Source organism: Paracoccus sp. (in: a-proteobacteria), from assembly GCF_039808215.1.
Classification (GTDB): Bacteria; Pseudomonadota; Alphaproteobacteria; order Rhodobacterales; family Rhodobacteraceae; genus Paracoccus.
In genome coordinates this window covers 1-25,868 of sequence record NZ_JBDHSP010000013.1, presented here as the reverse complement: position 1 = coordinate 25,868, position 25,868 = coordinate 1, and the positions used below count along the sequence as shown (strand labels likewise).

The 25,868-nt window shown below is 68.1% G+C and carries 22 protein-coding genes; 13 read left to right on the top strand and 9 right to left on the bottom strand.

What is annotated here, in order from left to right; all coding sequences use genetic code 11:
• Positions 1–2: 2 nt before the first annotated feature.
• Together queG and WMK75_RS06820 are read left to right on the top strand one after the other, a co-directional pair.
• On the top strand, positions 3–1,034 hold the full coding sequence (queG, locus tag WMK75_RS06825) for a tRNA epoxyqueuosine(34) reductase QueG (protein WP_347266963.1): 1,032 nt from the start codon (positions 3–5) through the stop codon (positions 1,032–1,034).
• Positions 1,031–1,969, top strand: coding sequence for a DMT family transporter (locus WMK75_RS06820; RefSeq protein ID WP_347266919.1), 939 nt, complete (start codon positions 1,031–1,033; stop codon positions 1,967–1,969). Before queG ends, WMK75_RS06820 begins: the two co-directional genes overlap by 4 nt.
• On the opposite strand, the gene WMK75_RS06815 is transcribed toward WMK75_RS06820, so the two are convergent.
• From WMK75_RS06815 to cysQ, 9 genes are all read right to left on the bottom strand, one after another.
• On the bottom strand, positions 1,966–3,360 hold the full coding sequence (locus tag WMK75_RS06815; RefSeq protein ID WP_347266918.1) for a hypothetical protein: 1,395 nt from the start codon (positions 3,358–3,360) through the stop codon (positions 1,966–1,968). The genes WMK75_RS06820 and WMK75_RS06815 overlap by 4 nt on opposite strands.
• Complete coding sequence (locus tag WMK75_RS06810; protein ID WP_347266917.1) at positions 3,357–5,045, bottom strand: beta-1,6-N-acetylglucosaminyltransferase; 1,689 nt, start codon at positions 5,043–5,045, stop codon at positions 3,357–3,359. The genes WMK75_RS06815 and WMK75_RS06810 overlap by 4 nt, the downstream gene beginning before the upstream one ends.
• Positions 5,042–6,067, bottom strand: a complete 1,026-nt coding sequence (locus WMK75_RS06805; RefSeq protein WP_347266916.1) for a glycosyltransferase family 2 protein — start codon at positions 6,065–6,067, stop codon at positions 5,042–5,044. The genes WMK75_RS06810 and WMK75_RS06805 overlap by 4 nt, the downstream gene beginning before the upstream one ends.
• Positions 6,068–6,076: 9 nt before the next feature.
• Positions 6,077–7,330 carry a glycosyltransferase family 1 protein gene (locus WMK75_RS06800; RefSeq protein ID WP_347266915.1) on the bottom strand — a complete coding sequence of 418 codons (1,254 nt, stop codon included), beginning with the start codon at positions 7,328–7,330 and terminating at the stop codon, positions 6,077–6,079.
• Positions 7,320–8,318, bottom strand: coding sequence for a UDP-glucose 4-epimerase GalE (gene galE / locus WMK75_RS06795; RefSeq protein WP_347266914.1), 999 nt, complete (start codon positions 8,316–8,318; stop codon positions 7,320–7,322). Before galE ends, WMK75_RS06800 begins: the two co-directional genes overlap by 11 nt.
• A gap of 3 nt (positions 8,319–8,321) precedes the next feature.
• A complete protein-coding gene (locus WMK75_RS06790) occupies positions 8,322–9,212 on the bottom strand; it encodes a UTP--glucose-1-phosphate uridylyltransferase (RefSeq protein WP_347266913.1) in 891 nt (296 codons plus the stop codon).
• A gap of 147 nt (positions 9,213–9,359) precedes the next feature.
• On the bottom strand, positions 9,360–10,574 hold the full coding sequence (locus tag WMK75_RS06785; RefSeq protein WP_347266912.1) for a glycosyltransferase: 1,215 nt from the start codon (positions 10,572–10,574) through the stop codon (positions 9,360–9,362).
• Positions 10,574–11,374, bottom strand: a complete 801-nt coding sequence (locus WMK75_RS06780) for a manno-octulosonate cytidylyltransferase (protein WP_347266911.1) — start codon at positions 11,372–11,374, stop codon at positions 10,574–10,576. The genes WMK75_RS06785 and WMK75_RS06780 overlap by 1 nt, the downstream gene beginning before the upstream one ends.
• Positions 11,375–11,377: 3 nt before the next feature.
• The gene (gene cysQ, locus WMK75_RS06775; RefSeq protein WP_347266910.1) at positions 11,378–12,175 is read right to left on the bottom strand and encodes a 3'(2'),5'-bisphosphate nucleotidase CysQ; all 798 of its coding nucleotides are present in this window, start codon (positions 12,173–12,175) and stop codon (positions 11,378–11,380) included.
• A 130-nt stretch (positions 12,176–12,305) separates the two neighbouring features.
• Here cysQ and WMK75_RS06770 point away from each other — a divergent pair, with 130 nt between their 5' ends.
• From WMK75_RS06770 to uvrC, 11 genes are all read left to right on the top strand, one after another.
• Positions 12,306–13,127, top strand: coding sequence for an ABC transporter (locus tag WMK75_RS06770; RefSeq protein ID WP_347266909.1), 822 nt, complete (start codon positions 12,306–12,308; stop codon positions 13,125–13,127).
• A gap of 198 nt (positions 13,128–13,325) precedes the next feature.
• Positions 13,326–15,245 (top strand): molecular chaperone DnaK, encoded by a 1,920-nt coding sequence (gene dnaK / locus WMK75_RS06765; RefSeq protein WP_347266908.1) that lies wholly within the window; start codon positions 13,326–13,328, stop codon positions 15,243–15,245.
• 81 nt (positions 15,246–15,326) lie between these two features.
• Entirely contained in the window at positions 15,327–16,484 is a 1,158-nt protein-coding gene (gene dnaJ, locus WMK75_RS06760; protein WP_347266907.1) for a molecular chaperone DnaJ, read from the top strand.
• A gap of 46 nt (positions 16,485–16,530) precedes the next feature.
• On the top strand, positions 16,531–17,310 hold the full coding sequence (radC, locus tag WMK75_RS06755; protein WP_347266906.1) for a DNA repair protein RadC: 780 nt from the start codon (positions 16,531–16,533) through the stop codon (positions 17,308–17,310).
• Between the two features lie 290 nt (positions 17,311–17,600).
• Positions 17,601–18,173, top strand: a complete 573-nt coding sequence (petA, locus tag WMK75_RS06750) for a ubiquinol-cytochrome c reductase iron-sulfur subunit (protein ID WP_347266905.1) — start codon at positions 17,601–17,603, stop codon at positions 18,171–18,173.
• A gap of 10 nt (positions 18,174–18,183) precedes the next feature.
• Positions 18,184–19,506 (top strand): cytochrome b, encoded by a 1,323-nt coding sequence (petB, locus tag WMK75_RS06745; RefSeq protein ID WP_347266904.1) that lies wholly within the window; start codon positions 18,184–18,186, stop codon positions 19,504–19,506.
• A gap of 12 nt (positions 19,507–19,518) precedes the next feature.
• On the top strand, positions 19,519–20,748 hold the full coding sequence (locus tag WMK75_RS06740; protein WP_347266903.1) for a cytochrome c1: 1,230 nt from the start codon (positions 19,519–19,521) through the stop codon (positions 20,746–20,748).
• 120 nt (positions 20,749–20,868) lie between these two features.
• Positions 20,869–21,744, top strand: a complete 876-nt coding sequence (locus WMK75_RS06735) for a ribokinase (RefSeq protein ID WP_347266902.1) — start codon at positions 20,869–20,871, stop codon at positions 21,742–21,744.
• 34 nt (positions 21,745–21,778) lie between these two features.
• Positions 21,779–22,585, top strand: a complete 807-nt coding sequence (locus WMK75_RS06730) for a S49 family peptidase (protein WP_347266901.1) — start codon at positions 21,779–21,781, stop codon at positions 22,583–22,585.
• A gap of 103 nt (positions 22,586–22,688) precedes the next feature.
• Positions 22,689–23,459, top strand: a complete 771-nt coding sequence (locus WMK75_RS06725; protein WP_347266900.1) for an SDR family oxidoreductase — start codon at positions 22,689–22,691, stop codon at positions 23,457–23,459.
• A gap of 301 nt (positions 23,460–23,760) precedes the next feature.
• Positions 23,761–25,632 carry an excinuclease ABC subunit UvrC gene (uvrC, locus tag WMK75_RS06720; protein ID WP_347266899.1) on the top strand — a complete coding sequence of 624 codons (1,872 nt, stop codon included), beginning with the start codon at positions 23,761–23,763 and terminating at the stop codon, positions 25,630–25,632.
• The last annotated feature ends 236 nt before the right edge of the window (positions 25,633–25,868 follow it).

Here is a 25,868-nt window from a genome sequence, read left to right as displayed (position 1 = left end):
TGATTTCTGACCCCGACGAGATTCGCGCAAGTCTGCAGGAACGGGCGATCGCCGAGGGCTTTTCGGCCATGGGCATCTGCGCGCCGGACGCCAATCCGCAACTGCCCGCGCAGCTGGCGGAATGGCTGGACGCCGGCCGCCACGGCCAGATGCACTGGATGGCCGAGCGGACACATTGGCGCGCCTCGCCCGGCACGCTCTGGCCCGAGGCGCGTTCGGTCATCATGCTGGCCGAGCTCTTTACCCCCGAACACGACCCGCTTGCGGCCCTGGCCCAGCCCGATCGCGGCGCGGTCAGCGCCTATGCGCATGGCAAGGACTATCACGATGTCGTCAAGAAGCGGCTCAAGCGGCTGGGCGGCTGGCTGGTGGCGCAGACCGGCTGCGAGATCAAGGTGTTCGTCGATACCGCGCCGGTGATGGAAAAGCCGCTGGCGCAGGCGGCGGGCCTGGGCTGGCAGGGCAAGCATACGGTGGTGCTGTCGCGCGATCTGGGCTGCTGGTTCTTTCTGGGCGCGATCTTTACCACCCTGGACCTGCCGAAGGACGCGCCGGAACAGGAACGCTGCGGCTCGTGCCGGGCCTGTCTGGACGCCTGTCCGACCGGGGCCTTCCCGGCGCCCTTCCAGCTGGATGCGCGGCGCTGCATCGCCTATCTGACCATCGAGCACAGGGGCCCGGTCGATCCCGAACTGCGCCCCATGCTGGGCAACCGCATCTATGGCTGCGACGACTGCCTTGCGGTCTGCCCGTGGAACAAGTTCGCCCGCGCCGCGACCGAGATGCGCTATCGCGGCCCGCATGGCCTGCCGGCGCTGGCGGAACTGGCGCAGCTCGACGACGCCGGCTTTCGCGCGCGCTTTTCCGGCAGCCCGATCAAGCGCATCGGCCGCGACCGCATGGTGCGCAACGTGCTTTACGCCATCGGCAATTCCGGCCGCGCCGAATTGCGGCCGCTGGCCGAGGCGCTGTGCGCGGATCCCGACCCGGCGGTGGCCGATGCCGCGCAATGGGCCTGCGGGCGGCTGGCATGAGCGCGCCGCAGGGGCCGCTGCGCGGCATCGCGCTGAAATGCCTCAGCGTGCTGGTGTTCACGGTCATGGCGGCGCTGGTCAAGGCCACGGCCGAGGGCGGGCAGGCGGTGCCGCCGGGGCAGCAGGTGTTCTTCCGCTCGCTGTTCGCGATTCCGGTGATCCTTTTCTGGCTGGCCTGGCGGCGCGAACTGGGCGTGGGGCTGAGGACACTGAACCCGATGGGGCATTTCTATCGCGGCATCCTGGGCAGCGCCGCCATGGCGCTGGGGTTCTGGGGGCTGGCGCTGCTGCCCTTTCCCGAGGTCACCGCGCTGGGCTATGCCGCGCCGCTGCTGACGGTGATCTTTGCCGCCATGTTCCTGCATGAAGAGGTGCGGCTGTTCCGGCTCTCCATGGTCGTGCTGGGGCTGCTGGGCGTAACCGTGGTGCTGGCGCCGCGGCTCAGCGTCGGCGCGGATGCCGGGCTGCGCGAAAGCCTTGGCGCCGTGGTCACCCTGGCCGGGGCGGCCTGCGCGGCGCTGGCGCAGATCTTCGTGCGCCAGCTGGTGCAGCAGGAACAGACCGCGGCCATCGTGTTCTGGTTTTCCGTCACCTCGACGGTGCTGGGGCTCTTGACCCTGCCCTTCGGCTGGGTGCTGCCGGATGCGCGCAACCTGGCGCTGCTGGTCAGCATCGGGCTTCTGGGCGGATTTGCGCAGATCCTGCTGACCACTGCCTATCGCCATGCCGATGCCTCGCTGGTGGCGCCTTTCGAATATGTCTCGATGCTGCTGGCGCTGGCGATCGGCTGGTTCGCCTTCGACGAGGCGCCGACCGCAACCATGCTGGTCGGCGCGGCGCTGGTCATCGCCGCCGGCATGCTGATCATCTGGCGCGAGCGGCAGCTGGGGATCGAACGCAGCCGCCAGCGCAAGGCGATGACGCCGCAGGGCTAGGGCCGGCCGGCAAAGCCGAAAGAGACATAATCGCGCAGATAGGCCCGCCGCGCTGCCGCACGCAGCGCCTGGTCGTCCAGAAACCCGGGCCAACAGACAGGCGTGGGCGCCGCGGCCGGCGCCTCGATACCGGCGCTGGCGGCCAGCCAGCCCAGATCGCGGGCCAGATCGGCCTCGCGCAGCACCATGTCGGGGGCGCAGACGCGCGCGAAACCCGCCAGGACCTCGGACTGGCTGGCCCAGCCGGGCTGCGTCGGCAGTCCGGTCTGGCCGTTCAGGTTGCGCTGCAGAAAGCCAAGGAAGGCCTCGAAAAGCTCGGCCTGGCGCTGATCGTCCAGCCCGGCCAGTTCCGCATCCGGCGGCAGCGGCAGGCGGTGGGCCTCGCGCAGCAGCGCGCGCAGCTCGGCCTTCGATCCGCGCAGCAGCGCCTCGAAGGCGGTCCAGGCCCGCAACAGCGGATGGCGCAGCACGGTAAAGCTGCGGTGGCCGGCGTGGTCGCGTTTCCACTGGCGCAGGCTGTTTTGGGTGAAATCGCCCGTGACCGCGCCCATGGCGGCAAGCCAGCCGCGCACCCCGGCGCCTGGCCCGCCACGGACCGGCATGAACACCAGCCCGCGTCCGGCCGCGCCGGCCAGAAAGCCGGGCACGGCGGGGCCGCGGCGGGGCTCGAAATTCGGGATCCGGCGCAGCATGAACGGGTCGAGCCGCGCCAGTTCCGTCTGCATCTCGTCGAAATTGGTCACCTTCTGTGCCAGTTCGCCGGGGTTTTGCGGCACCTGGTCGCCGGCGGGCTGCAGATCCCGGATGTCCTCGCGCCCCAGCCAGTGCAGCAGCCCGGTCATCACCGCGGCGTCGCGCAGATCCTCATAATCCAGCCAGAAGGCCGACTGCCCCGAGCCCTGCAGCCGGTGGTGCAGCTTTTGCCGGAAGGCACCGATGGCGGCGCTGACCTCGCGGAACTCGGCGGCGTCGAAATGCACGCGGGCCGGGATCGGGGTTTCCGAGGCGTTCAGCTTCCACTGGTTGGTGGCGCGCGCCAGCGCGGTCGAGACATGGCTCTCGACCGGGTTGCGCGTCAACACGATCTTGGCGCAGCCGCGGTCGTCCAGGATCGCGTCCAGCACCCGCGGGTCGTGGTCGTGGAAATAGCGAAACCCCGACAGATGCCCGGGCTTGTCACGGATCGCCGCCAGCAGCCGGAGCGGCTCGGCGTCGCGCTCGGCCCGGGTGACGCCGCGGATCGCGTCCTTGTCCGGCCAGCCCATCATGTAGGGGTTGAAGGCCTCGCCAAAACAGGTGACGCGCTTGACCGAGTTCAGCGTCGCCTCGAGCAGGTTCGAGCCGGTGCGCATCTCGGCAAAGATGACAAAGCTGCGAAAGGGCTGGTTCATGGCATTCGTCCTTGCGCTGCGGTCGCGGCCGGTTCGGTTGCGGGGAAATCCCCCATCAGTTGCGGGCGCAGCCCGGCATTGCGCAGCTCCTGCAAAAAGCGCCCCATGTCGCCGACCGGGCGCATCGCCGGCAGGTCCGAGGCCGCCTGCGCGTCGCCACCCAGCCCGCGCAGCACCGCGCCCAGCACACCAGCCGGACGGGCGCAGAAATCCGCCAGGTCCCAGATCTGGGCGCGCGCCCGCAGCCAGACCGATTTCAGCACCTCGATCTGGCGCAGCTCGACCCATTGCAGATGCGCGGCCATGCGGCGGATGTCGTCGAAGGGCATGCCGGAATGCAGCAGCGGCACCGCCCAGGCGCCGGTGACGACAAAGATGCGCGCATTGGCATCGGTGGCGGCGAACCATTCCAGGTCCTGACGGTCGCGCGGGCTGTGCTGCCAGACCTGCAGGCGCGGGGTGATGCGCACCAGGCTGGCCAGAAAGCCGCGCGGGTCCAGATCGCGCAACGCCGCGCTGTCCGAGAGGCCGCCGGGCCCGACCCGGCCGCGGCCGGCGAATTCGACGCGCTGCAGGTCAAACAGATGGCCATGCACATCGGCGTCGACGCGCCCCGCCAGCCAGGGCTCGAAATCGGGGAAAAGTTCGGCAAAGCCCTGCAGCACCGCATAGGGCGCCGCGGTCTTGCCGTTCTCGCGGTCCTTCGCCGGAAAGCAGCTTTGGGTGAAGAACCCCGGCCGGCCAAAGCGGCGCCGGTGCACGGCGCGGTCGGCGTGATGCAGCAGCCGTTCGGGGCGCGGCTCGGCGTCCGGGGGGTCATCCGGCCTGGTCAGGGGGAAATGCCGGTAAAGCCCGGACGCGCCGCGCCAGATCTTGCGCGCGACAAAGCAGCGCGACTGCCGCAGCATCTCGAGGTGGTCGTCGTAAAAGACATGCGGCTTGCCCTGGTCGTCGAACCGCGCCAGCGTCAGCGACCGGCTTTCGATGCCCTGCGAATGCCGCCGCGCCAGGGTCTGGAAATAACTTTCGTCGGGGATCCAGACATGGCTGAAATAGCGGTCGAATTCAGGCCGGCGCGGATCGGTCAGGATGGCGGCGAGCGTGGCCCGCGTCAGGCACCACCATTGCGAACCCAGATGCGGCACCAGCCCCTGCGGGATGCGGCGCTGCAGCCGCAGCCGGCGCTGCAGATCCACATAGCGGTCGAACAGCTTGCGCTGGCGCCGGAACGAGAAGGGAAAGCGCAGGGTAAAGCGTTCCTCGTTCAGCCCGCCCACCGTCCAGCCGACATCGGCGGCGGTGACGCTTTCGATGAAGTCGCGCCGCGGATGCCGCGCCAGATAGGCGCAAAGATCGGATACCGGCCGCAACGGCAGGCAGGCGCCCGAAACCAGGATGACATGGGTCAGCTCGGGACAGCGCCGCAAAAGCAGCTCTGCGGCCTCTTGCGTGGCGCGCACCAGGCTGAAGCGGCCCCATTCGCAGGCGTGGCGCGGGCTGAACAGCACATCCGGCCGCTCGCCCAGGTCGCGGCCCATCCGGGCCAGGGTGGCGGCTTCGACCCGGACATCGACATGGATCGCCACCGCCTCCGCGCCCTCGGCCCAGACCCGCGCCATGCGCGTGGCGATCTGCGGCTCGTCGTGGCACAGCATGATCACCCCCAGCCTGACCGCGCCCGTCATGCCCAGCTGCCCCGGGCGATCAGCCCCAGTTCCTCAAGCTGGCGCCAGTCGCGCAGCTCGCAGGAATGTTCGCACCAGAAATCCGTCTCCTGCTGCAGGCCCGCGTGATAGGCGCGGTATTCCTGGCTGTCGGCGTAATGCTGGCCGCGCTGCAATTCCTCGGCCGCCTTGGCGGCAAATGTGGACAGGAATTTTGCATGCAGCAGGCAGCCCGCGGCCTTTTCGCCGCCGGTCTCGTCATAGACGAGGTTCAGCGAGCGCGGCAGCAGCATATGCGTCGAGCTGACATAGACATACCAGCGTTGCCAGCGCACCAGCGGGATCTTGTTCAGTGCCGGGCCCTGTTCCGGCGTCTCGGCAAAGAAGGCGCGCTGGCGCGGGCCGCCCTGGATCCACAGATTGCCATATTCGCCGTTCTTGCGGATGGCGTAATTGGCCGGGTCGAACCAGCGCGCGATGCGGAACGGATCCTCGCCGGGACGGCAGGGCTGCGCCGTCAGCGCGCCCTTGGGATACATGTCGAGCAGCATCGCCGAGAGCGAGCGCAGGCTGCTGGCCTCAAGCCAGTCGGTCAGCGCCTGCAGCGGCCGGGTGTCGTGATGCGGATAGACAAGGAATTCGTCGGGATCGACGGTCAGGCACCAATGGCCGCTGCCATGGCGGCGCAGCAGCCCGTTCAGCCAGTCCATGCCGAAGCGCGCCTGCCGGTAGCCGGCATGGGTCAGCCACAGCGAGACATCTTTCTGCGCCGCAAGATATTCGCGCCCGCCATCCTGCGAGCCGTTGTCCACCACCAGGAAATGCCCGATGCCCAGGCGCCTGTAGTAGTCCAGAAACCAGGGCAGGCGCGGCGCCTCGTTGCGCAGGGTCATGAACAGCAAGATGTCGCCGCGGCCGATGTCGCGGGTGCGGTCGGCCACCGGCTGCAGCTGGCGGCGGCTGCGGATCGCACGCAAAAGCAGCGACTGCCGGCGGGTACGAAGGCCAAGCTTGCGGCGGAATGAGGCAAAGAGACGCGGCACGGGACTGGCTCAATTGCTGTGGTCTGACATGGCGGCCGGGTCCGCTTCGCGCAATGCGTTATTCAGCGCCGATTCTACTCGCGCGAAATGCGAATCCCACCCCTGCACCGGCAGCGGCGGCAGGCGCAGCGGCACCGCGGCGGCAAGCTGGCGGATGCGGGCGATCCAGGCCGCCGGCGCGTCGGGCGGCAGGTAATTTGCATGATCGCCAAGGATCTCGCGCGCCGAGGGCAGCGGGCAGGTCAGCACCGGGATGCCGCGGCCGGCAGCCTCGGTCAGCGGCAGGCCGAAACCCTCGGCGCGGCTGGGCATCAGCAGCCCGTGGCTGCGCAGCAGCAGCGCCGCCACCGCGCCGTCGCCAAGCCCCGAGAGTTCCCGCACCGGCCCCTCCGCCGGCAGCGCGTCCAGCCGCGCCAGCACCGCGTGATTGTCCCAGCCGCGGCGACCGATGACAAACAGCTGCGGCGGCTCGAGATCGGCGGCCAGGACGCGCCAGACTTCCAGCAGCAGCGCATGGTTCTTGCGCGGCTCGATCGTGCCCAGGGTGACGAAGAACGGGCGATTGATGTCCAGCCCCGCCGGCAGGTCGCCCGGTTGCGGCGCCGCCAGCCGGGTGCCGATCGGCGCCACCAGGATCGGGGCGCGCGCGCCCAGGCCCAGCCGCTCGCGCCAGCGCAGCAGATCGGCCTGTGTCGCCTGCGAGACCGCAAGGATCAGGTCCGCCCGCGCCAGGGCCGCATGCAGCCGGTCGCGGAATTTCTGCGACTGCCCGGCGCGGGTGAATTCCGGGTGGTCCAGCGGGATGGTGTCATGGATCAGCACCGCAAGCCGCAGCGGGCGCAGGTTTTGCAGCAGGCGTGGCGCCAGATTGGCGTGGCCCACGTTCAGATAGGCGCCGCCGCCCAGCCGCCGCGCCGCCTCGGACCCGATGCCGGCGCCGTCGCGGCCGCAGGCCAGCAGCGCCATGCGCCGCAACAAGGTCTCGGCGCGCGCCGGCAGGCTGCGCCGGCCGCGCAGGCGGTCCAGCAGTTCGGGCGGCGGCAGGTCCTCCAGCCGCCCGGCCAGCCAGCGCAGAATGGCGGCCCCGGCCTCGGGCGGCAGCAGCAATTGCCCGCGCCGCACCCGGCACAGCAGCAGATGCGGCCGGCCCTGCAGATGCGCCAGCCATTCCGCCTCGACCCGGTCGATGCCGGTGGCCGGCCCGCCGCCCAGCCGCGACACCAGCCGCGACACATCCAGCAGGATCTCCGGCTCAGCCCGCATATCCGCCGGTCTGGTGCCAGCGCCAGGCATCGCCGATCATCTGCGGCAGGGTCGAGCGCTGCGGCTGCCAGCCCAGCACCGCCGCGGCCTTCTCGCTGCCCGAGACCAGCTTGACGGCATCGCCCGCCCGGCGCGGCCCTTCGTTCAGCGGCACGGCGCGATTGGTGACATGGCGCGAATGCTCGATCACCGCGCGCACGGAAAAGCCGTTGCCGGTGCCGAGGCAAAATATCTCCTGCGCGCCGGGCGCCACCTTGCCGTCCAGCAGGTGCCGCAGCCCGAGCACATGCGCATCGACCAGGTCCATGACATGGACATAGTCGCGGATGCAGGTGCCGTCCGGCGTCGGATAGTCGCTGCCGTGGATGGTCAGGGCCGGGCGCCGGCCGTCGATGGCATCCAGGATCAGCGGCACCAGATGCGTCTCGGGCTGGTGGAACTCGCCGACCTCGGCCTCGGGATCGGCGCCGGCGACGTTGAAATAGCGGAAGATGACCGAGCTGAGCCCGTCCGAGGCGCCGAAATCCTTCAGCATGTCCTCGATGGCGCGCTTGGAGGCACCATAGGCGTTCAGCGGCTGCTGCGGGGTCGCCTCGTCCAGCACCACGCCGTCATGGTCGCCGTAGGTGGCGCAGGTCGAGGAAAACACGAAGTTTCGCACCCCGGCGGCCAATGTGGCCTCGATCAGGTTGAGCGAGGCGCAGACATTGCCGCGCCAGTATTTCCCCGGCTCGCGCATGGCCTCGCCGACCTGGCTCAGGGCGGCGAAATGCATCACCGCCACCGGCCGGTGCCGGGCCAGGACCTGATCAAGCCGCGCCCGGTCCAGCAGGTCGCCCTGTTCGAAGGGGCCGAATTTCACCGCCTCGCGCCAGCCGGTGCAGAGATTGTCATAGGTGACGGGCACAAAGCCCGCCGCGCGCAAGACCTTGCAGGCATGCGAGCCGATATAGCCCGCACCCCCGGTGACCAGGACCCGCTCTGCCACGGGTTATTCCGCCGCCTTGCGCATTGCGGCCAGTTCCGAGAGATAGGCCGAGAACTCGTCCTTCAGATCCTCGCGCGCCAGGCCGAAGGCCACGGTCGCCTGCAGGAAGCCCGCCTTCGAGCCGCAGTCGAAGCGCTGGCCGCGGAAGCGCAGGCCGAAGACATCGCGCCCGGCCTCGATCTCGTCGGCGATGGCGTCGGTCAGCTGGATCTCGCCGCCCGAACCCTGCTTGAGCTTGTTGAGATTGTTCATCACCGAGGGCGCCAGGATATAGCGCCCGATCACCGCCAGGTTCGAGGGCGGGTTTTCCTTGGGCTTTTCCACCATGCCGCGGGCGCGCACGATGGCGCCCATGTCCTCGGCCACGTCAAGCACGCCATAGGCCCTGGTCTTGTCCAGCGGCACCTCCATGGTGGCGACCATGCTGCCGCCGGTGTCCTGATAGGCCTCGATCATCTGCTGCAGGCAGGGCGGCTCGCCCATGATCACGTCATCGGTCAGGATCACGGCAAAGGGCTCGTTGCCGACCAGGCGGCGCGCGCACCAGACCGCATGGCCAAGGCCCAGCGCCTTGTGCTGGCGGATATAGGCGATGGCGCCCGATTCCATGTTGGTGTTGCGCAGGATGTCGAGCAGCTCGGTCTTGCCGGCCTTCCTGAGGTTCGATTCCAGCTCATGCGCGTGGTCGAAATAGTCCTCGAGCGCGCCCTTGCCGCGCGAGGTGACAAAGATGAACTCCTTGATCCCGGCCGCCCGCGCCTCGTCGATGGCGTACTGGATCAGCGGGCGGTCCACCAGGGTCATGATCTCCTTGGGGATGCTCTTGGTGGCGGGCAGGAAGCGGGTGCCGAGGCCGGCAACCGGGAAAATGGCTTTGGTGACTTTGCGACTCATGAAATTCGTCTCCTGATCTCTGCGCCGGCCTTGGCCGTTTATCCGACTTTGCCGGCACCTGCGCAACAAGCGCAAGGCCGGCGCCTATGTTCCCTGAAACATTAAGGCAATGCGATTTTCGGCAAATCGAGGCGATTTTCTGCCGATTCAGTTGCCGCGAAGGGACAGGTTTCGCCGCTCGCGGGCGATGCGGGTGGTCGGGGACAGGAAAATCGCCGCCGGATCATCGGCTTGCGCCGCGCCCCACAGCCCGCCGCATTGCTCCCACCAGCCGCCGGGGGTCAGGTGCAGCCGGTGGCGCCAAAAGCCCGGGCTCAGCAGCAAAAGCGTGACGTTGCGGCCCTCGGCCACCGCCTGCGCCGCCTGCCGGCGCAGTTCGCGCGCCCGCCAGTGCCAGCCGGCCAGAAACAGCGGCACCGCCGCCGCCGCCGCGGGCATGGGGCGAAAGTCCGGCGGCCCGGGCCGGTCCCAGGCCGGCGGCTGCGGCGGGACCGCGCACCCGCCTTCGGCCAGACCGCGTTCCAGCGTCGCAAGGATCGGCGCCACCGCCAGCGGATCCAGCCGCCCGGCCAGCATGTGCCGCAAGAGCCGCTTGCGCTGGTCCTCGCGCAGGCCATGCGGATCGCCGCCATGGCGCGCGGCAAAGATCGCCGCAGAACGGCCGATGGCCGCCAGATCGCGCGGCACGCCGCCACTGTCGCGCCCGGCACCGGGGGCCATGCCGTGGATCACCTCGGCCTGCGGCACCACCGCGGTCAGCGCCAGCGGAAAGCGCGCCGCCAGACGCATGTTCACGTCGCTTTCGTCCAGATAATAGGCAAAGGCTGCATCGAAGCCGCCGATCTCCAGCAGTGCCGCGCGGCAAAAGCCGCAATTCGTGCCCAGCGTGCTGACCGGATTGCCGTTCTCGGAGGCAAGCAGCGTGGCCCGGTCGATGGCCAGAGGCAGAGTGCGGCCCGAAGGCGTCATCCGCTCGGCCCGGACCTGCCAGTTCAGCCCGTCGGGACCGCGGGTGAAGCCGGTCGCGGCGATCACCCGCGGATCGGCCAGCGGTTCGGCCAGCGCCCTGGCCCAGCCGGGCGCGGCGATGGCGTCGTCGTCGATGAACAGCACGGCCTCGCCGGCGGCCAGGGCCAGCCCCTCGTTGCGCGCCGCCGCGATATTGGCCTGATCGAAGGCGCGCCGCTTCAGCGGCAATTCAGGGCAGGTGTCCAGCGCCGCCGGATCGGCGACCAGCACGATTTCAAGGCAGGGGTGGTCCTGGCGCGAAAGCGCCCACAGGCAGCGTGCCAGATGCTGCGGCCGGTGGCGCGAGACGACGATGATGCTGGTCCGCGGCACCCTGCCGGGCGGCTGCGGCATCAGGCGATGCCCATGCGCCGCAGCATCGCCTCGAGCTTGGGCACGTCCGAGGGGTTGTTCAGTTCCCAGAACTCGCGGCCGCGCGCTTCCACCTCGACGCAGAGGATGCGCCGCCCGCGTTCGAGGAAGCGCAGCTGTTCGAGCCCCTCGAGCAGTTCCAGCCGACCCTCGCCCCAGGCCGGATATTCCGCCAGCGCCGCCGGGCGATAGGCATAGACGCCGACATGGTGAAACACCGGCGTCGGATCGCCGGGCGCGAAATCGGCGCCCGTATAGGGGATCACCTCTTTCGAGAAATACAGCGCCCGCCGGTCATGGCCAAAGACCGCGGTGGTGCCGCCCACCCGCCCGGCGACGCGATCGGCGATCAGTTCCGAGCGCATGGCGCCCGAACAGCGCAGCACCGGCGTCGCCACATCGGCCCCCGGATCGGCGTCAAGCCCCGCCACCAGGTCCTCGACGAACCACGAAGGCGTCAGCGGCGCGTCGCCCTGCAGGTTCACCACGATCTCATGCGTCAGGCCCAGATTGGCCACCGCCTCGGCGCAGCGTTCGGTGCCGTTGCGCGCCTCGGGCGAGGTCATCGCCACCTCGGCGCCGAAGCCTTCGGCATGGTCGCGGATGCGGGCGTCGTCGGTGGCGACGATCACCCGGTCGATGCCGGCGACGGCGCGCGCCGCCTCCCAACTGCGGCGGATCAGCGACTGCCCGGCGCCGGTGGCGCCGCGCAGCTCGACCAGCGGCTTGCCCGGATAGCGCGTCGAGGCATGGCGGGCGGGGATGACGATGACGACCGGCATGGCTCAGTCCCTGACCAGCCGAACGCCGGGGGCGAAGGCGATGAAGAACGGGTTCTCGAAGCCGGGCTTGCCATAGGCCAGCGGCGTGTGGTCGTCAAAGCGCACCACCTCGCCCCCGGCGGCGCGCAGCACCGCATCGCCCGCCGCCGTGTCCCATTCCATGGTGCGGCCCAGGCGCGGATAGAGATCGGCCTCGCCCGTGGCCACCAGGCAGAACTTCAGCGAGCTGCCTGCCGAGGTCATGTCGCGCACGCCGTAGCGGTTGATATAGTCATCGGTCGCCGCATCGCGATGCGATTTCGAGGCCACCACCATCAACCCGCGGTTGTCGGGCGTCGAATTGACCCCGATCGGCACCACCGCGCCCGGGGCCGGGCCGAAGGGGGCACGCTCTTCGACGGCGCCGCCCTCGGCGAGCGTATAGAACAGCCGGCCGCGGGCCGGGGCATAGACGACGCCAAGCCGCGGGGTGCCTTGCTCGACATAGGCGATGTTGACGGTAAAATCGCCGCGCCGCTGCACGAATTCCTTGGTGCCGTCCAGCGGATCGACGATCAGGAAGGTGGAAAGGCTTTGCCCGTGCGTCGCCGCCTGCTCCTCGGTCACCAGCGGGGTGTCGGGGAATGCCGCGCGCAGCCCGGCCGAGATCAGCGCATCGGCGGCCTCGTCGGCCTCGGTCACCGGCGAGGCGTCGGACTTGGCGCGCACCTCGAAATCCTCGGCGTCATGGATGCGCATGATCTCCTCGCCGGCGGCAAGCGCAAGGCGGCGCATCTCGACGATCAATCGATCGAATTGCATGGGTTTTCCTTTCCGTGCGGCCCGCCCCCGGGTCCGGCGCCGATTGAATGCAGCGGTCGCATTCCTTATGATGCGGCGAAAGGCACAGGGCAAGCGCGCCCGCTTGTCGCAAGGAAAGACACCGCCGGGCATGTTCACTCAGCGCCGCAACCGCAACATGGTCGAGGCCGCGTTCACCACGCTGGCATTGATCTATCATGTCACCGTGAACAACCTGCGCAAGGGCCATCGCAACGCCATCGTCGGGCTGATCATGACCGTGCTGCAGGCCATCGCCATGATCGCGGGTTTCTACCTGATCTTTGCTATCATGGGGGTGCGGCGGGCGCCGATCCGCGGCGATTATCTGGTCTACATCATGTCCGGCATCTTCATGTTCATGGCGCATTCCCAGACCATCGGCGCCGTGGCGGGCGCGGGCAGCCCCAGCAACCAGATGCTCAAGCACGGGCCGATGAACACCGCGGTGATGATCTCCGCGGCGGCGCTGGCCTCGCTCTATCGCCACACCTTCTCAAGCCTCGTGGTGCTGACCGCCTACAATTATCTCGTCACGCCGCTGAATATCGACCGGCCGCTGGCATGCTATGCCATGCTGCTGCTGGCCTGGTTCTCGGGCGCCTGCATCGGCCTGATCTTCCTGGCGCTGCGGCCCTGGTGGCCCTCGGGGGCGCAGGTTCTGACCCAGGTCTATCAGCGGCTGAACATGGTGTTTTCCGGCAAGATGTTCGTCGCCAACCTGATGCCCACGATGATGCTGCACATGTTTTCCTGGAATCCGCTGTTTCACATCATCGACCAGACGCGCGGCTTTGCCTTCATCAACTATTCGCCGCGCAACTCGTCGCTGGAATATCCGCTTTATGCCACGCTGGTCCTGCTGATGGTCGGGCTGATGGCCGAGTTCGTCACCCGCAGATCCGCCTCGCTGAGCTGGCAGGCCGGGCGCTGAACCGCGCAGGGCGCCAAGGCCCCGCCCGCACCGATTTTCCGCCCGCGGGCCAGCTTGCAGCCCGCCAAACCCCTTCCTATATAGCCCCATGAACGCCGGAGGGCCCGGGACAACCACCCTCCGCTCAACCCAGGGATCGGGACCGGGTGCCTTTTCAGGACCCGGAAACCCGCACATCGCCGCAAGAAAGGTTACTGCATGTCCAAAGTCATCGGCATCGACCTCGGAACCACCAACAGCTGCGTCGCCATCATGGACGGCAGCCAACCCAAGGTGATCGAGAATTCGGAAGGCGCGCGCACGACGCCCTCGATCGTTGCCTTCACCGACAGCGAACGCCTGGTCGGCCAGCCCGCCAAGCGCCAGGCGGTGACCAACCCCACGAACACGGTCTTTGCCGTCAAGCGCCTGATCGGCCGGCGCACCACCGACGCCGAGGTGGAAAAGGACAAGAAGCTGGTCCCCTATCACATCGTCGACGGCGGCAATGGCGATGCCTGGGTCGAGGTGCGCGGCGACAATTATTCGCCCAGCCAGATCTCGGCCTTCATCCTGCAGAAGATGAAGGAAACCGCCGAATCCTATCTGGGCGAGCAGGTCACCCAGGCGGTCATCACCGTCCCGGCCTATTTCAACGACGCCCAGCGTCAGGCGACCAAGGACGCCGGCAAGATCGCCGGCCTGGAAGTGCTGCGCATCATCAACGAACCCACCGCGGCGGCACTGGCCTATGGTCTGGACAAGAAGGACAGCAAGACCATTGCCGTCTATGACCTTGGCGGCGGCACCTTCGACATCACCATCCTCGAGATCGACGACGGGCTGTTCGAGGTGAAGTCGACGAATGGCGACACCTTCCTCGGCGGCGAGGATTTCGACATGCGCATCGTCAGCTATCTGGCCGACGAGTTCAAGAAAGAGCATGGCGTCGACCTGACCAAGGACAAGATGGCGCTGCAGCGCCTGAAGGAAGCCGCGGAAAAGGCCAAGATCGAACTCAGCTCGGCCTCGCAGACCGAGATCAACCAGCCCTTCATCAGCATGGACAAGAACAGCGGCACGCCGCTGCACATGGTGATGAAGCTGACCCGCGCCAAGCTGGAAAGCCTGGTGGGCGATCTGATCAAGCGCACGATGAAGCCGGTCGCCGACGCGCTGAAGGACGCCGGCATGTCCAAGGGCGACATCGACGAGATCGTGCTGGTCGGCGGCATGACCCGCATGCCGCGCGTGATCGAGGAAGTGACCGGCTTTTTCGGCAAGGAACCGCACAAGGGCGTGAACCCCGACGAGGTCGTGGCGCTGGGCGCCGCCATCCAGGCCGGCGTGCTGCAGGGCGATGTGAAGGACGTGGTGCTGCTCGACGTGACGCCGCTGTCGCTGGGTATCGAGACCCTGGGCGGCGTCTTTACCCGCCTGATCGACCGCAATACCACCATCCCCACCAAGAAGTCGCAGATCTTCTCGACCGCCGAGGACAACCAGAACGCGGTGACCATCCGGGTCTTCCAGGGCGAACGCGAGATGGCCGCCGACAACAAGCTGCTGGGCCAGTTCAACCTGGAAAACATCCCGCCGGCGCCGCGCGGCATGCCGCAGATCGAGGTCACTTTCGACATTGACGCCAACGGCATCGTGTCGGTTTCCGCCAAGGACAAGGGCACCGGCAAGGAACAGAAGATCACCATCCAGGCCTCGGGCGGGCTGTCGGATGACGAGATCGAGAAGATGGTCAAGGACGCCGAGGCCAATGCCGAGGCCGACAAGGCGCGCAAGGAACTGGTCGAGGCGAGAAACCAGGCCGAAAGCCTGATCCACAGCACCAAGAAGTCGCTGGAGGAACACGGCGACAAGGTGGACGGCTCGACCGTCGAGGCGATCGAACTGGCGGTCGGCGCCCTGGAAGAGGCGCTGAAATCCGAGGATGCCGGCAAGATCAAGGGCGGCATCCAGAACCTGATGGATGCCTCGATGAAGCTGGGTGAGGCCATCTACAAGGCCAGCCAGGCCGAGGCTGGCGCCGGAGATGCCGAGCGCCACGAGGCCGGGCCGCGTGACGTGGATGACGAGATCGTCGATGCCGATTTCGAGGATCTCGGCGAAGACAAGCGCAAGTAAGCGCGATGTGAGCCAACCGGCCGGCCCGCCGCAAATTCGCGCGGGCCGGTCAATTCTTGCAGGACCCCGGACGCGATCGACATGGCGAAACGTGACTTTTACGAGGTGCTTGGCGTCGGCCGCGGCGCCTCGGCCGACGAGATCAAGAAGGCCTACCGCAGCAAGGCCCGGCAGTTGCACCCGGACCGCAACAAGGATTGCAAGGTCTCGGAAGCCGCGTTCAAGGAAGTGAACGAGGCCTATGACTGCCTCAAGGACGACCAGAAGAAGGCCGCCTATGACCGTTTCGGCCATGCCGCCTTTGAAAACGGCGGTGGCGGCTTTGGCCGCGGCGGCCATCCGCATGGCGATTTCGGCTCGGCCTTCGCGGATGTGTTCGAGGATCTGTTCGGCGACATGATGGGCCGGCGCGGCAATGGCGGCGGCCGCTCGCGCGCCAGCCGCGGGCAGGACCTGCGCTATAACCTGCGCGTGACGCTGGAAGAGGCGTTTTCTGGCCTGCAGAAGGCGATCACCGTGCCCGGATCGGTGGCCTGCGCCGCCTGCAGCGGCACCGGCGCCGAGGGCGCGGTCGAGCCGGTGACCTGCCCGACCTGCTCGGGCATGGGCAAGGTGCGCGCCACCCAGGGCTTCTTCACCGTCGAGCGCAGCTGCCCGACCTGCAACGGCAATGGCCAGATCGTGAAGAATCCCTGCCAGGACTGCCACGGCGCCGGCCGCATCCAGAAGGACCGCACGCTGTCGGTCAATATCCCCGCCGGGGTCGAGACCGGAACCCGCATCCGCCTGGCCGGCGAGGGCGAGGCCGGCATGCGCGGCGGCCCGGCGGGCGATCTGTATATCTTCATCGAGATCAGGGACCACCCGATCTTTTTGCGTGACGGCAAGACCCTGGCCTGCCAGGTCCCGGTCAGCATGGCCACGGCAGCACTTGGCGGCGAGATCGAGGTGCCGACCATCGACGGCGGCCGCTCACGCGTGCGTGTGCCGGCCGGCACGCAGTCAGGCAAGCAGCTGCGCCTGCGCGGCAAGGGCATGCCGCCGCTGCGCCACGGCCCGCGTCAGCATGACGAGGCCGGCGACATGCTGATCGAGCTGACCGTCGAGACGCCGGTGAACCTGACCGCCCGGCAAAGGGAGCTTTTGCGCGAATTCGAGGACATCCAGGCCGACAACAACCCGCAAACCCAGGGATTTTTTCACAAGATCAAGGGTTTCTGGGACGAGATGAAGGGCTGACCCGGCGTTAACCCGCCGTTCACCTCTGGCATGTCACTCTGGCGGCATGGAATCGAATCGCGCCTTTCACGAAGCCCCGCTGCCGCTTTTCGCCCCCGCCGCCACCCCGGCGGGGGACGAGGCGCCGCTGGCCCCGCTGGCCGAGGGTCGCCCGCCCAGCTATCTGGCCGATCACCGCGCCCGGCTGCGCGAACGCTTCATGCAGGGCGGCGCCGCCGCCATGCCGGATTACGAGTTGCTGGAACTGCTGCTGTTTCGTGCCATTCCGCGCCAGGATGTCAAGCCGCTGGCCCGCCGGCTGCTGGAGCGCTTCGGCGATTTCAACCGGGTGATCTCGGCCGCGCCGGGGCGGCTGGCCGAGGTGGCGGGCGTCGGCCCCGCGGTCATGCAGGAGCTGAAGATCGTCGAGGCCGCGGCGCAGCGGCTGGCGCGGTCGCGCGTCATCCATCGCCCGGTGCTCGGCAGCTGGGACGCGCTGCTGGATTATTGCCACACCGCCATGGCGCATCGCGAGATCGAGCAGTTCCGCGCCCTCTATCTGGACCGCAAGAACGTGCTGGTCGCCGACGAGGCCCAGGCCGAGGGCACCGTCGACCACGTTCCGGTCTATCCGCGCGAGATCATGCGCCGCGCGCTTGAGCTGAACGCCAGCGCCCTGATCCTCGTGCACAACCACCCTTCCGGCGACCCGACCCCCTCGGCCGAGGACATCGCCATGACCGCCCGCATCCAGACCGCGGCCGAGGTGATGGGCATCGTGCTGCATGACCACCTGATCATCGGCAAGTCCCGCGAGCTGAGCTTTCGCAGCCAGGGACTGCTTTAGACGCGCCCCCGACCTACGCTCGCGGCACCGGTTTGCGGCACTGCTCCGGGCCCCTGAGGCCACGAAGGCGCCGGGGTCGAAAGCCGCGGCATGCCCGGGCCGGCGCGCGGAGGACACAGGGCCGGAGGCACCAAAATCACACATGCGGCACCATGGACCGCACCCGCGCAACGGCGCCGCTGGACTGACGCAGGATTGATCGCTAGAACCGCGGACGCGAGGGTGGTGCATTGCACGGCCCGTTCCGTCGTATCGCCCCGATTCCCGGGGCATAAATGGAGATCAGACCCGTGTCCCACGCAGACGAACACGCAGGCGATCACGGCGCCACCCGGAGGGACTTCCTCTATTTCGCGACGGCCGGTGCCGGCACCGTCGCGGCCGGGGCCGCAGCCTGGACCCTTGTCAACCAAATGAACCCTTCGGCCGACGTGCAGGCGCTCGCCTCGATCCAGGTCGATGTCAGCGGCGTCGAGACCGGCACGCAGCTGACGGTGAAATGGCTGGGCAAGCCGGTGTTCATCCGCCGCCGCACCGAGGAAGAGATCCAGAAGGGCCGCGAGGTGCCGCTGGGCGATCTGATCGACCAGAATGCCGAGAACGCGAACAAGCCCGGCGAGGCCGCCACGGACGAGAACCGCACCCTCGACGAGGCCGGCGAATGGCTGGTGATGATCGGCGTCTGCACGCATCTGGGCTGCGTGCCGATCGGCGACGGCGCGGGCGATTTCGGCGGCTGGTTCTGCCCCTGCCACGGGTCGCACTATGATACCGCGGGCCGCATCCGCAAGGGTCCGGCACCGCAGAACCTGCTAATCCCGGTCGCGGCATTCGTCGACGACTCGACCATCAAGCTGGGCTGAGGAGGCACTCATGGCTGGTATCCCCCACGACCATTACGAGCCCAAGACGGATTTCGAGCGCTGGCTGCACCGCCGCCTGCCCATCGTCAGCCTGGTCTATGACACGCTGATGATCCCCACGCCCAAGAACCTGAACTGGTGGTGGATCTGGGGCATCGTGCTGGCCTTCTGCCTGGTGCTGCAGATCGCCACCGGCGTCGTGCTGGTCATGCATTACACGCCGCATGTCGACATGGCCTTCGCCTCGGTCGAGCACATCATGCGCAACGTGAACGGCGGCCACATGTTGCGTTACCTGCACGCCAACGGCGCCTCGCTGTTCTTCTTTGCCGTCTATATCCACATCTTCCGCGGCCTCTATTACGGCTCCTACAAGGCCCCGCGCGAGGTGACCTGGATCATCGGCATGCTGATCTACCTGTGCATGATGGGCACCGCCTTCATGGGCTATGTGCTGCCCTGGGGCCAGATGTCCTTCTGGGGCGCCACGGTGATCACCGGCCTGTTCGGCGCCATCCCGGGCATCGGCGAATCGATCCAGACCTGGCTCCTGGGCGGGCCGGCGGTGGACAACCCGACGCTGAACCGCTTCTTCTCGCTGCACTACCTGCTGCCCTTCGTGATCGCGGCGCTGGTCGCGGTGCATATCTGGGCCTTCCACACCACCGGCAACAACAACCCGACCGGGGTCGAGGTGCGCCGCACCAGCAAGGAAGAGGCGCAGAAGGACACCCTGCCCTTCTGGCCCTATTTCGTGATCAAGGACCTGTTCGCGCTGTCGCTGATCCTGGTGATCTTCTTTGCCGTGGTCGGCTTCATGCCGAACTACCTGGGCCACCCGGACAACTACACCGAGGCGAACCCGCTGGTGACCCCGGCCCATATCGTGCCGGAATGGTATTTCCTGCCCTTCTACGCCATCCTGCGCGCCTTTACCGCCGATGTCTGGGCGGTGATCGCGGTGAACTGGCTGACCTTCGGCATCGTCGACGCCAAGTTCTTCGGCGTGCTGGCGATGTTCGGCGCCATCCTGGTCATGGCGCTGGTGCCGTGGCTTGACACCTCGCGCGTGCGTTCGGGCCAGTATCGGCCGCAGTTCAAGTGGTGGTTCTGGTTCCTGGCGCTGGACTTCGTGGTGCTGATGTGGGTGGGCGCCATGCCGGCCGAGGGCATCTATCCCTATATCGCGCTGGCCGGCTCGGCCTACTGGTTCACCTATTTCCTCATCATCCTGCCGCTGCTGGGCGTGATCGAAAAGCCCGAGCCGATGCCGCAGACCATCGAGGATGACTTCAATGCCCATTACGGGCCCAAAACCCATCCTGCCGAGTAAGGAGAGGCAACAATGACCCTGAGAATCGTTTCGCTCACGGCTGTTGCGGCCCTGACCGTCGCCCTGGCAGGCGGAGCAATGGCCCAGGAGGCAAGCACCGCGCCTGGCAGCGCGGCGCCCGCGACCTCGACCCAGCCGGCAGCGCCCGCACCTGCGGCCGAGGCACCCGCCGCGACCGCCGAGCCTGCGACCACCGAACCCGAGGCCCCTGCCGTCGAGGCGGCACCGGCCGAGGCCGCCGAGAAAGCCGCAGTCGAGCCGGCAGCAACCGAGGCGCCCGCCGCCGCGGAAGCCGCTGCCGAGCCGGAGGCCGAGCCTGCCGCCGAGGAGGCCGCTGCCGAGCCGGAGGCCGAACCCGCCGCCGAGGAGGCCGCCGCCGAACCGGAGGCCGAACCCGCCGCCGAGGAGGCCGCCGCCGAACCGGAGGCCGAACCCGCCGCCGAGGAGGCCGCTGCCGAACCGGAGGCCGAACCCGCCGCCGAGGAGGCCGCTGCCGCACCGGCAGCAGCCGAGCCCGCCGTCGAGCATCACATCGAGGATGTGGCCTTCAGCTTCGAGGGGCCCTTCGGCACCTTCGACCAGCTGCAGCTGCAGCGCGGCCTGCAGGTCTATACCGAGGTCTGCTCGGCCTGCCACGGCTTGCGCTATGTGCCGCTGCGCACCCTGGGCGACCCGGGCGGCCCGCAGCTGCCCGAGGACCAGGTCCGCGCCTATGCTGCCAATCTCGACATCACCGACGCCGACACCGGCGAGGACCGCCCGCGCATCCCGACCGACCATTTCCCGACCATCCTGGGCGAGGGCATGGGGCCGGACCTGTCGCTGATGGCCAAGGCGCGCGCCGCCTTCCACGGCCCCTACGGCACCGGCATCTCGCAGCTGTTCAACGGCGTCGGCGGCCCGGAATACATCCATGCCGTGCTGACCGGCTATGACGGCGAGGACAAGGAGGAGGCGGGCACCACGCTTTACCACAACGCCGCCTTTGCCGGGAACTGGATCCAGATGGCCGCGCCGCTGAGCGACGACCAGGTGACCTACGAGGATGGCACCGTGGCCACCGTCGACCAGATGGCGCAGGACGTGGCCGCCTTCCTGATGTGGACCGCCGAGCCAAAGATGATGGACCGCAAGCAGATCGGCTTTGTCTCGGTCATCTTCCTGATCGCGCTGACGGTGCTGCTGTATCTGACCAACAAGAAGCTGTGGTGGTCGGTGAAGCATCCGCGCAAGCCCGAGTGAACCCGGGCGGAAACGCCAGAAAACGCGCCCTCCGGGGCGCGTTTTGCGTTTCCGGGCCGCTGGCATATGGACAAGCGGCAGCATCGCCGCTCAGATGGGCGGGAAGCTGGCGGAGGCTGCATGGCGATCTTCAACTTCGGCTCGATCAATATCGACCATGTCTATCGGCTGGACAGCCTGCCGCGCGCCGGCGAGACGCTGCATGCGCGCGACCTTGCCCTGGGGCTTGGCGGCAAGGGCGCCAACCAGTCCGTGGCCGCAGCCCGCGCCGGGGCCGAGGTGCACCATCTGGGCGCCATGGGCGCGGGCGACGACTGGGTGATCGCGCGGCTTGGGGCCGCCGGGGTGCTGACCGATGCCATTGCCCGCCTGCCCGGCAGCGCCACCGGCCATGCCATCATCCTGGTCGATGCCACGGGCGAGAATTCGATCGTCCTGCATGGTGGCGCCAATCATGCCCTGCCCGCCGAAAGCCTGCTGGCGGCGCTGCAGGCGATCGGGCCGCAGGACATCCTGCTGCTGCAAAACGAGACCAGCCTGCAGGCCGCCGCCGCCGCCCGCGCCCGCGCCGCCGGGGCCCGCGTGATCTATTCCGCCGCGCCGTTCCAGATCGCCGCCCTGCGCGAGGTGCTGGCGCATGTCTCGATCCTGGCGGTCAACGCCATCGAGGCGCGCGACACCTTCGCCGCCTTCGGCGAGGATCTGCCGGTCGAGGGGCTGCTGATCACCCGCGGCGCCGAAGGGGCGGAATACCGTGACCTGACGCGCGGCCAGGTCTGGCACCAGCCCGCCTTTCGCGTGTCTGCGCTGGACACCACCGGCGCCGGCGACTGCTTTGCCGGCTGGTTTGCCGCCGGGCTGGCGCGCGGCGAGGACATCGCCCAGGCCCTGCGCCACGCCGCCGCCGCCGCGGCGCTGCAGGTCACCCGCCCCGGCGCAGGCGACGCCATGCCCGACCGGGCCGAGGTCGCCGTCTTCCTGAACCGCCACGGCTAGGCGCTTGCCGCGGCGCCACCGCACGCCTATCTGGATGGACATGCAGATCCCGTTCCTGAACCGCCCGCCCCTTGTCGCCGTCCTGCGCCTGCAGGGCACCATCGGCGCCGCCAGTCGCGGCACCCCCGGCCTGTCCGACGCGGCGCTGGCACCGTTGCTGGAACGCGCCTTCCGCCGCCGCAAGCCCGCCGCGGTGGCGCTGGTGGTGAACTCGCCCGGCGGCTCGCCGGTGCAGTCCAGCCTGATCGGCGCCCGCATCCGCCGCCTGTCCGAAGAGCATCGCGTGCCGGTGCATGCCTTCGTCGAGGATGTCGCGGCCTCGGGCGGCTACTGGCTGGCCGCAAGCGCCGATCACATCTGGGCCGACGAAAGCTCGGTCATGGGCTCGGTGGGGGTCATCGCTGCGGGCTTTGGATTCACCGAGCTGATCCAGCGCCACGGCATCGAACGGCGCGTGCATACGGCGGGTGCCTCGAAATCCATGCTGGACCCGTTCCGCCCCGAGACGCCCGAGGATGTGGCACGGCTGGAACGCCTGCTGGTGCCGATCCACGAGGCCTTCAAGCAGCAGATCCGCACCCGTCGCGGCCATCTGCTGACCAGCGACCGCGACCTTTTCACCGGCGAGATCTGGACCGGGCGCGAGGCGGTGGAGCTGGGGCTGGCCGACGGCATCGCGCATCTGGTGCCGAAAATGCGCGAGATCCATGGCCGCAAGGTGCGCTTCCTGACCTATGGCCAGCGCGTGCCGCTGCTGCGCCGCTTCGGCCTGTCCGCCGATGATCTGCTGCATGCGCTCGAGGAACGCGCCGCCTTCTCGCGCTTCGGGACCGGCGCATGATCAAGATCGTGCTCGTCTGCCTGCTGATCATCATCGCCCTGGCGCTGGCCGCCGGGCCGGGGGTGCGCCGGCTGCTGGCGCGCGTCCTGGGGATCGGGCCGAGATGACCGCGCTGGTGACCGGGGCCGCGCGCCGCCTGGGCCGCGCCATCGCGCTGGACCTGGCGCGGCGCGGCCATGACCTGGCGATCCATTACCACGCCTCGGCCGAGGCCGCCGAGGCCACCGCCCTTGCGGCGCGGGCGCTGGGTGTGCGCGCGGTGACGCTGGGCGCCGACCTGCTGGATCTTGACCAGACCGAGGCGCTGGTGCCGCGCGCCCAGGCCGCGCTGGGGCCGCTGACGGTGCTGGTCAACAATGCCTCGATCTTTGAACATGACGACATCGCCAGCGCCACGCGCGAAAGCTGGGACCGGCACATGGGCTCGAACCTGCGCGCGCCCTTCGTGCTGACCCAGGCCTTCGCCCGCCAGGCGCCGCGCGCGCCCCTGTGCGACGGCGAGCCGCTGGCGCAGGCGCTGGTGGTGAACATGCTGGACCAGCGTGTGCTGAAGCCCACGCCCGAATTCATGACCTATGCGCTGGCCAAGGCCGGGCTCTGGTGGCTGACGCGCACCATGGCGCAGGCGCTGGCGCCGGATATCCGCATCAATGCCGTCGGCCCCGGCCCGACCCTGCGCGGCGGCCGCCAGACCGACCGGCATTTCGCGCAGCAGCGCGCCGCGACCATCCTGCAACGCGGGGCCGGACCCGAGGACATCTGTGCCGCCATCGGCTATCTTCTGGCCGCGCCCTCGGTCACCGGGCAGTTGATCTGCGTGGACGGCGGCCAGCATCTGGGCTGGCGCACCCCCGATGTGCAGGGTGTGGAATAGGCCGAAACTCGCCCGAGACGCGACAACTTGTCCACCTTTCCGCCGGGTGTCACATGGGCTTCACGATTCTGGCAAGGGATTCAGGGGATTGCCGTGACTGGAAAAATTATCGTTGTAATTCAATGATCTGCATTATTGCCCAAATTTTGTGCAATTCATTGAATCCCCTGCAAAGCCTAGGTGATCGCAGCATGCTCCCAAGGAGATTCACAGATTTATCCACAGATTCCGTGGACAGGATTCTGCTTGAACTCCCGGCCGGGAACTTGCAGCCGGCGGCAAGAATCAATTGGCTGGCCATATGAGCGATTCCCAACCCCCCGATCCCCGCACCAAGACCGGCCAGGCGCTGATCCAGGACTATCTGAAGACGCTCGACGGCTCGCCGGGGGTCTATCGCATGCTCGATCAGCAGGGCGCGGTGCTTTACGTCGGCAAGGCGCGCAACCTCAGGGCGCGGGTGTCGAACTATGCCCGCGGCAGCGGCCATTCGGCGCGGATCGCGCGGATGATCCGCGAAACCGCCAGCATGATGTTCCTGACCACGCGCACCGAGACCGAGGCGCTGCTCTTGGAACAGAACCTGATCAAGCAACTGAAGCCGCGCTACAACGTGCTCTTGCGCGACGACAAGTCGTTTCCGAACATCCTGATCCCGCGCGACCATCCGTTCCCGCAGATCATGAAGCATCGCGGCGCCAAGTCGCGCAAGGGCGACTATTTCGGCCCCTTTGCCAGCGCCGGCGCGGTGAACCGCACCCTCAGTCAGTTGCAGAAGGTATTCCTGCTGCGCAACTGCAGCGATTCCTTCTTTGCCTCGCGCAGCCGGCCTTGCCTGCTGTATCAGATCAAGCGCTGCTCGGCGCCTTGTGTCGGCCATATCTCGCAGCAGGATTACGCGGCTTCGGTGGATGCGGCGGCGCAGTTCCTGCGCGGGCGCAGCAGCCGCATCCAGGCCGAACTGGCGCGCGAGATGGCTGCGGCCAGCGAGGCGCTGGAATATGAACGCGCCGGGGCGCTGCGCGACCGCATCAAGGCGCTGACCGCCGTGCAGCAGGTGCAGGCGATCAACCCGCGCCGCATCCCCGAGGCCGATGTCATCGCGCTGCATCTGGAAAACGGCCTCGCCTGCGTGCAGGTCTTTTTCATCCGCGCCAATCAAAGCTGGGGCAATCGCGATTTCTATCCGAAGCTCAACGGCGTCGAATCGGCCGATGAGGTGATGCAGGCGTTTCTGGTGCAATTCTACGACGGCAAGATCCCGCCGCGCATGCTGCTGCTGTCGCATGGCATCGAGGACCCCGATCTGATGACCGAGGCGCTCTCGGCCAAGGCGGGGCGCAAGGTGACGCTGGGCGTGCCGCAACGTGGCGAAAAGGCCGAGCTGGTGGAAAACGCCCTGCGGAACGCCCGCGAAAGCCTGGCGCGCCGCATGTCGGAAAGCGCCGCCCAGATCCGCCTTCTGGAAGGTCTGGCCGAGGCCTTTGACCTGGCCGGACCCCCGCAACGCATCGAGGTCTATGACAACAGCCACATCCAGGGCAGCAGTGCCGTCGGTGGCATGGTCGTCGCCGGTTCCGAGGGCTGGATCAAGAGCCAGTATCGCAAGTTCAACATCAAGGGCACCGAGATCGCCCCCGGCGACGATTTCGCCATGATGCGCGAGGTGCTGACCCGCCGCTTTGCGCGCCTGCTGAAAGAGGACCCCGACCGCCAGACCGAAGCCTGGCCCGACCTTCTGCTGATCGACGGCGGCGCCGGCCAGGTCTCGGCCGTGCATGAGGTCATGGCGGAAATGGGGGTCGAGGACATCGCGATGATCGGCGTCGCCAAGGGCGAAGACCGCGACCAGGGCAAGGAGGAGTTCCACCGCCACGGCGCCCGCCCCTTTGCCCTGCGCATGAACGACCCGGTGCTGTATTTCATCCAGCGCCTGCGCGACGAGGCGCATCGCTGGGCCATCGGCAGCCACCGTGCGCGCCGCACCAAGGCGGCCTTCGCCAACCCGCTCGACGAGATCCCCGGCGTCGGCGCCGCCCGTAAACGTGCGCTGCTGGCGCATTTCGGCTCCGCCAAGGCGGTCTCACGCGCGGGTCTGGCCGATCTGACCGCGGTCGAGGGGATCAACGAGGCCCTGGCCCAGAAGATCGTGGATCATTTCCAGAAAGGGTGAGGGTATCTTGTTCCCTTTGCGGTCATGCGGACCGGTTTCGCGCAGCCGGCTGTTTGACAAGGCAGGTCGTATCCGCTTGGCTGATCCCGCTTGCGGGACGGATCATGGACATCCTGATCAAGAATGCCGGCATCAGTGGCTTGAGATAATGCCCCGCGGTGTCAATCGGCACGCAATACTGACCCCGGATCGGCGCCCAATTTTGACCCCCATGCTGGGAGCGGATCAGGGCCTGA

Coding starts and splice junctions, on each gene's coding strand:
- WMK75_RS06820 (WP_347266919.1), top strand. CDS start 1,031: ATGAGCGCGCCGCAGGGGCCGCTGCGCGGCATCGCGCTGAAATGCCTC.
- WMK75_RS06815 (WP_347266918.1), bottom strand. CDS start 3,360: ATGAACCAGCCCTTTCGCAGCTTTGTCATCTTTGCCGAGATGCGCACC.
- WMK75_RS06810 (WP_347266917.1), bottom strand. CDS start 5,045: ATGACGGGCGCGGTCAGGCTGGGGGTGATCATGCTGTGCCACGACGAG.
- WMK75_RS06800 (WP_347266915.1), bottom strand. CDS start 7,330: ATGCGGGCTGAGCCGGAGATCCTGCTGGATGTGTCGCGGCTGGTGTCG.
- WMK75_RS06790 (WP_347266913.1), bottom strand. CDS start 9,212: ATGAGTCGCAAAGTCACCAAAGCCATTTTCCCGGTTGCCGGCCTCGGC.
- WMK75_RS06785 (WP_347266912.1), bottom strand. CDS start 10,574: ATGCCGCAGCCGCCCGGCAGGGTGCCGCGGACCAGCATCATCGTCGTC.
- WMK75_RS06780 (WP_347266911.1), bottom strand. CDS start 11,374: ATGCCGGTCGTCATCGTCATCCCCGCCCGCCATGCCTCGACGCGCTAT.
- cysQ (WP_347266910.1), bottom strand. CDS start 12,175: ATGCAATTCGATCGATTGATCGTCGAGATGCGCCGCCTTGCGCTTGCC.
- WMK75_RS06770 (WP_347266909.1), top strand. CDS start 12,306: ATGTTCACTCAGCGCCGCAACCGCAACATGGTCGAGGCCGCGTTCACC.
- dnaK (WP_347266908.1), top strand. CDS start 13,326: ATGTCCAAAGTCATCGGCATCGACCTCGGAACCACCAACAGCTGCGTC.
- dnaJ (WP_347266907.1), top strand. CDS start 15,327: ATGGCGAAACGTGACTTTTACGAGGTGCTTGGCGTCGGCCGCGGCGCC.
- radC (WP_347266906.1), top strand. CDS start 16,531: ATGGAATCGAATCGCGCCTTTCACGAAGCCCCGCTGCCGCTTTTCGCC.
- petB (WP_347266904.1), top strand. CDS start 18,184: ATGGCTGGTATCCCCCACGACCATTACGAGCCCAAGACGGATTTCGAG.
- WMK75_RS06740 (WP_347266903.1), top strand. CDS start 19,519: ATGACCCTGAGAATCGTTTCGCTCACGGCTGTTGCGGCCCTGACCGTC.
- WMK75_RS06735 (WP_347266902.1), top strand. CDS start 20,869: ATGGCGATCTTCAACTTCGGCTCGATCAATATCGACCATGTCTATCGG.
- WMK75_RS06730 (WP_347266901.1), top strand. CDS start 21,779: ATGGACATGCAGATCCCGTTCCTGAACCGCCCGCCCCTTGTCGCCGTC.
- WMK75_RS06725 (WP_347266900.1), top strand. CDS start 22,689: ATGACCGCGCTGGTGACCGGGGCCGCGCGCCGCCTGGGCCGCGCCATC.
- uvrC (WP_347266899.1), top strand. CDS start 23,761: ATGAGCGATTCCCAACCCCCCGATCCCCGCACCAAGACCGGCCAGGCG.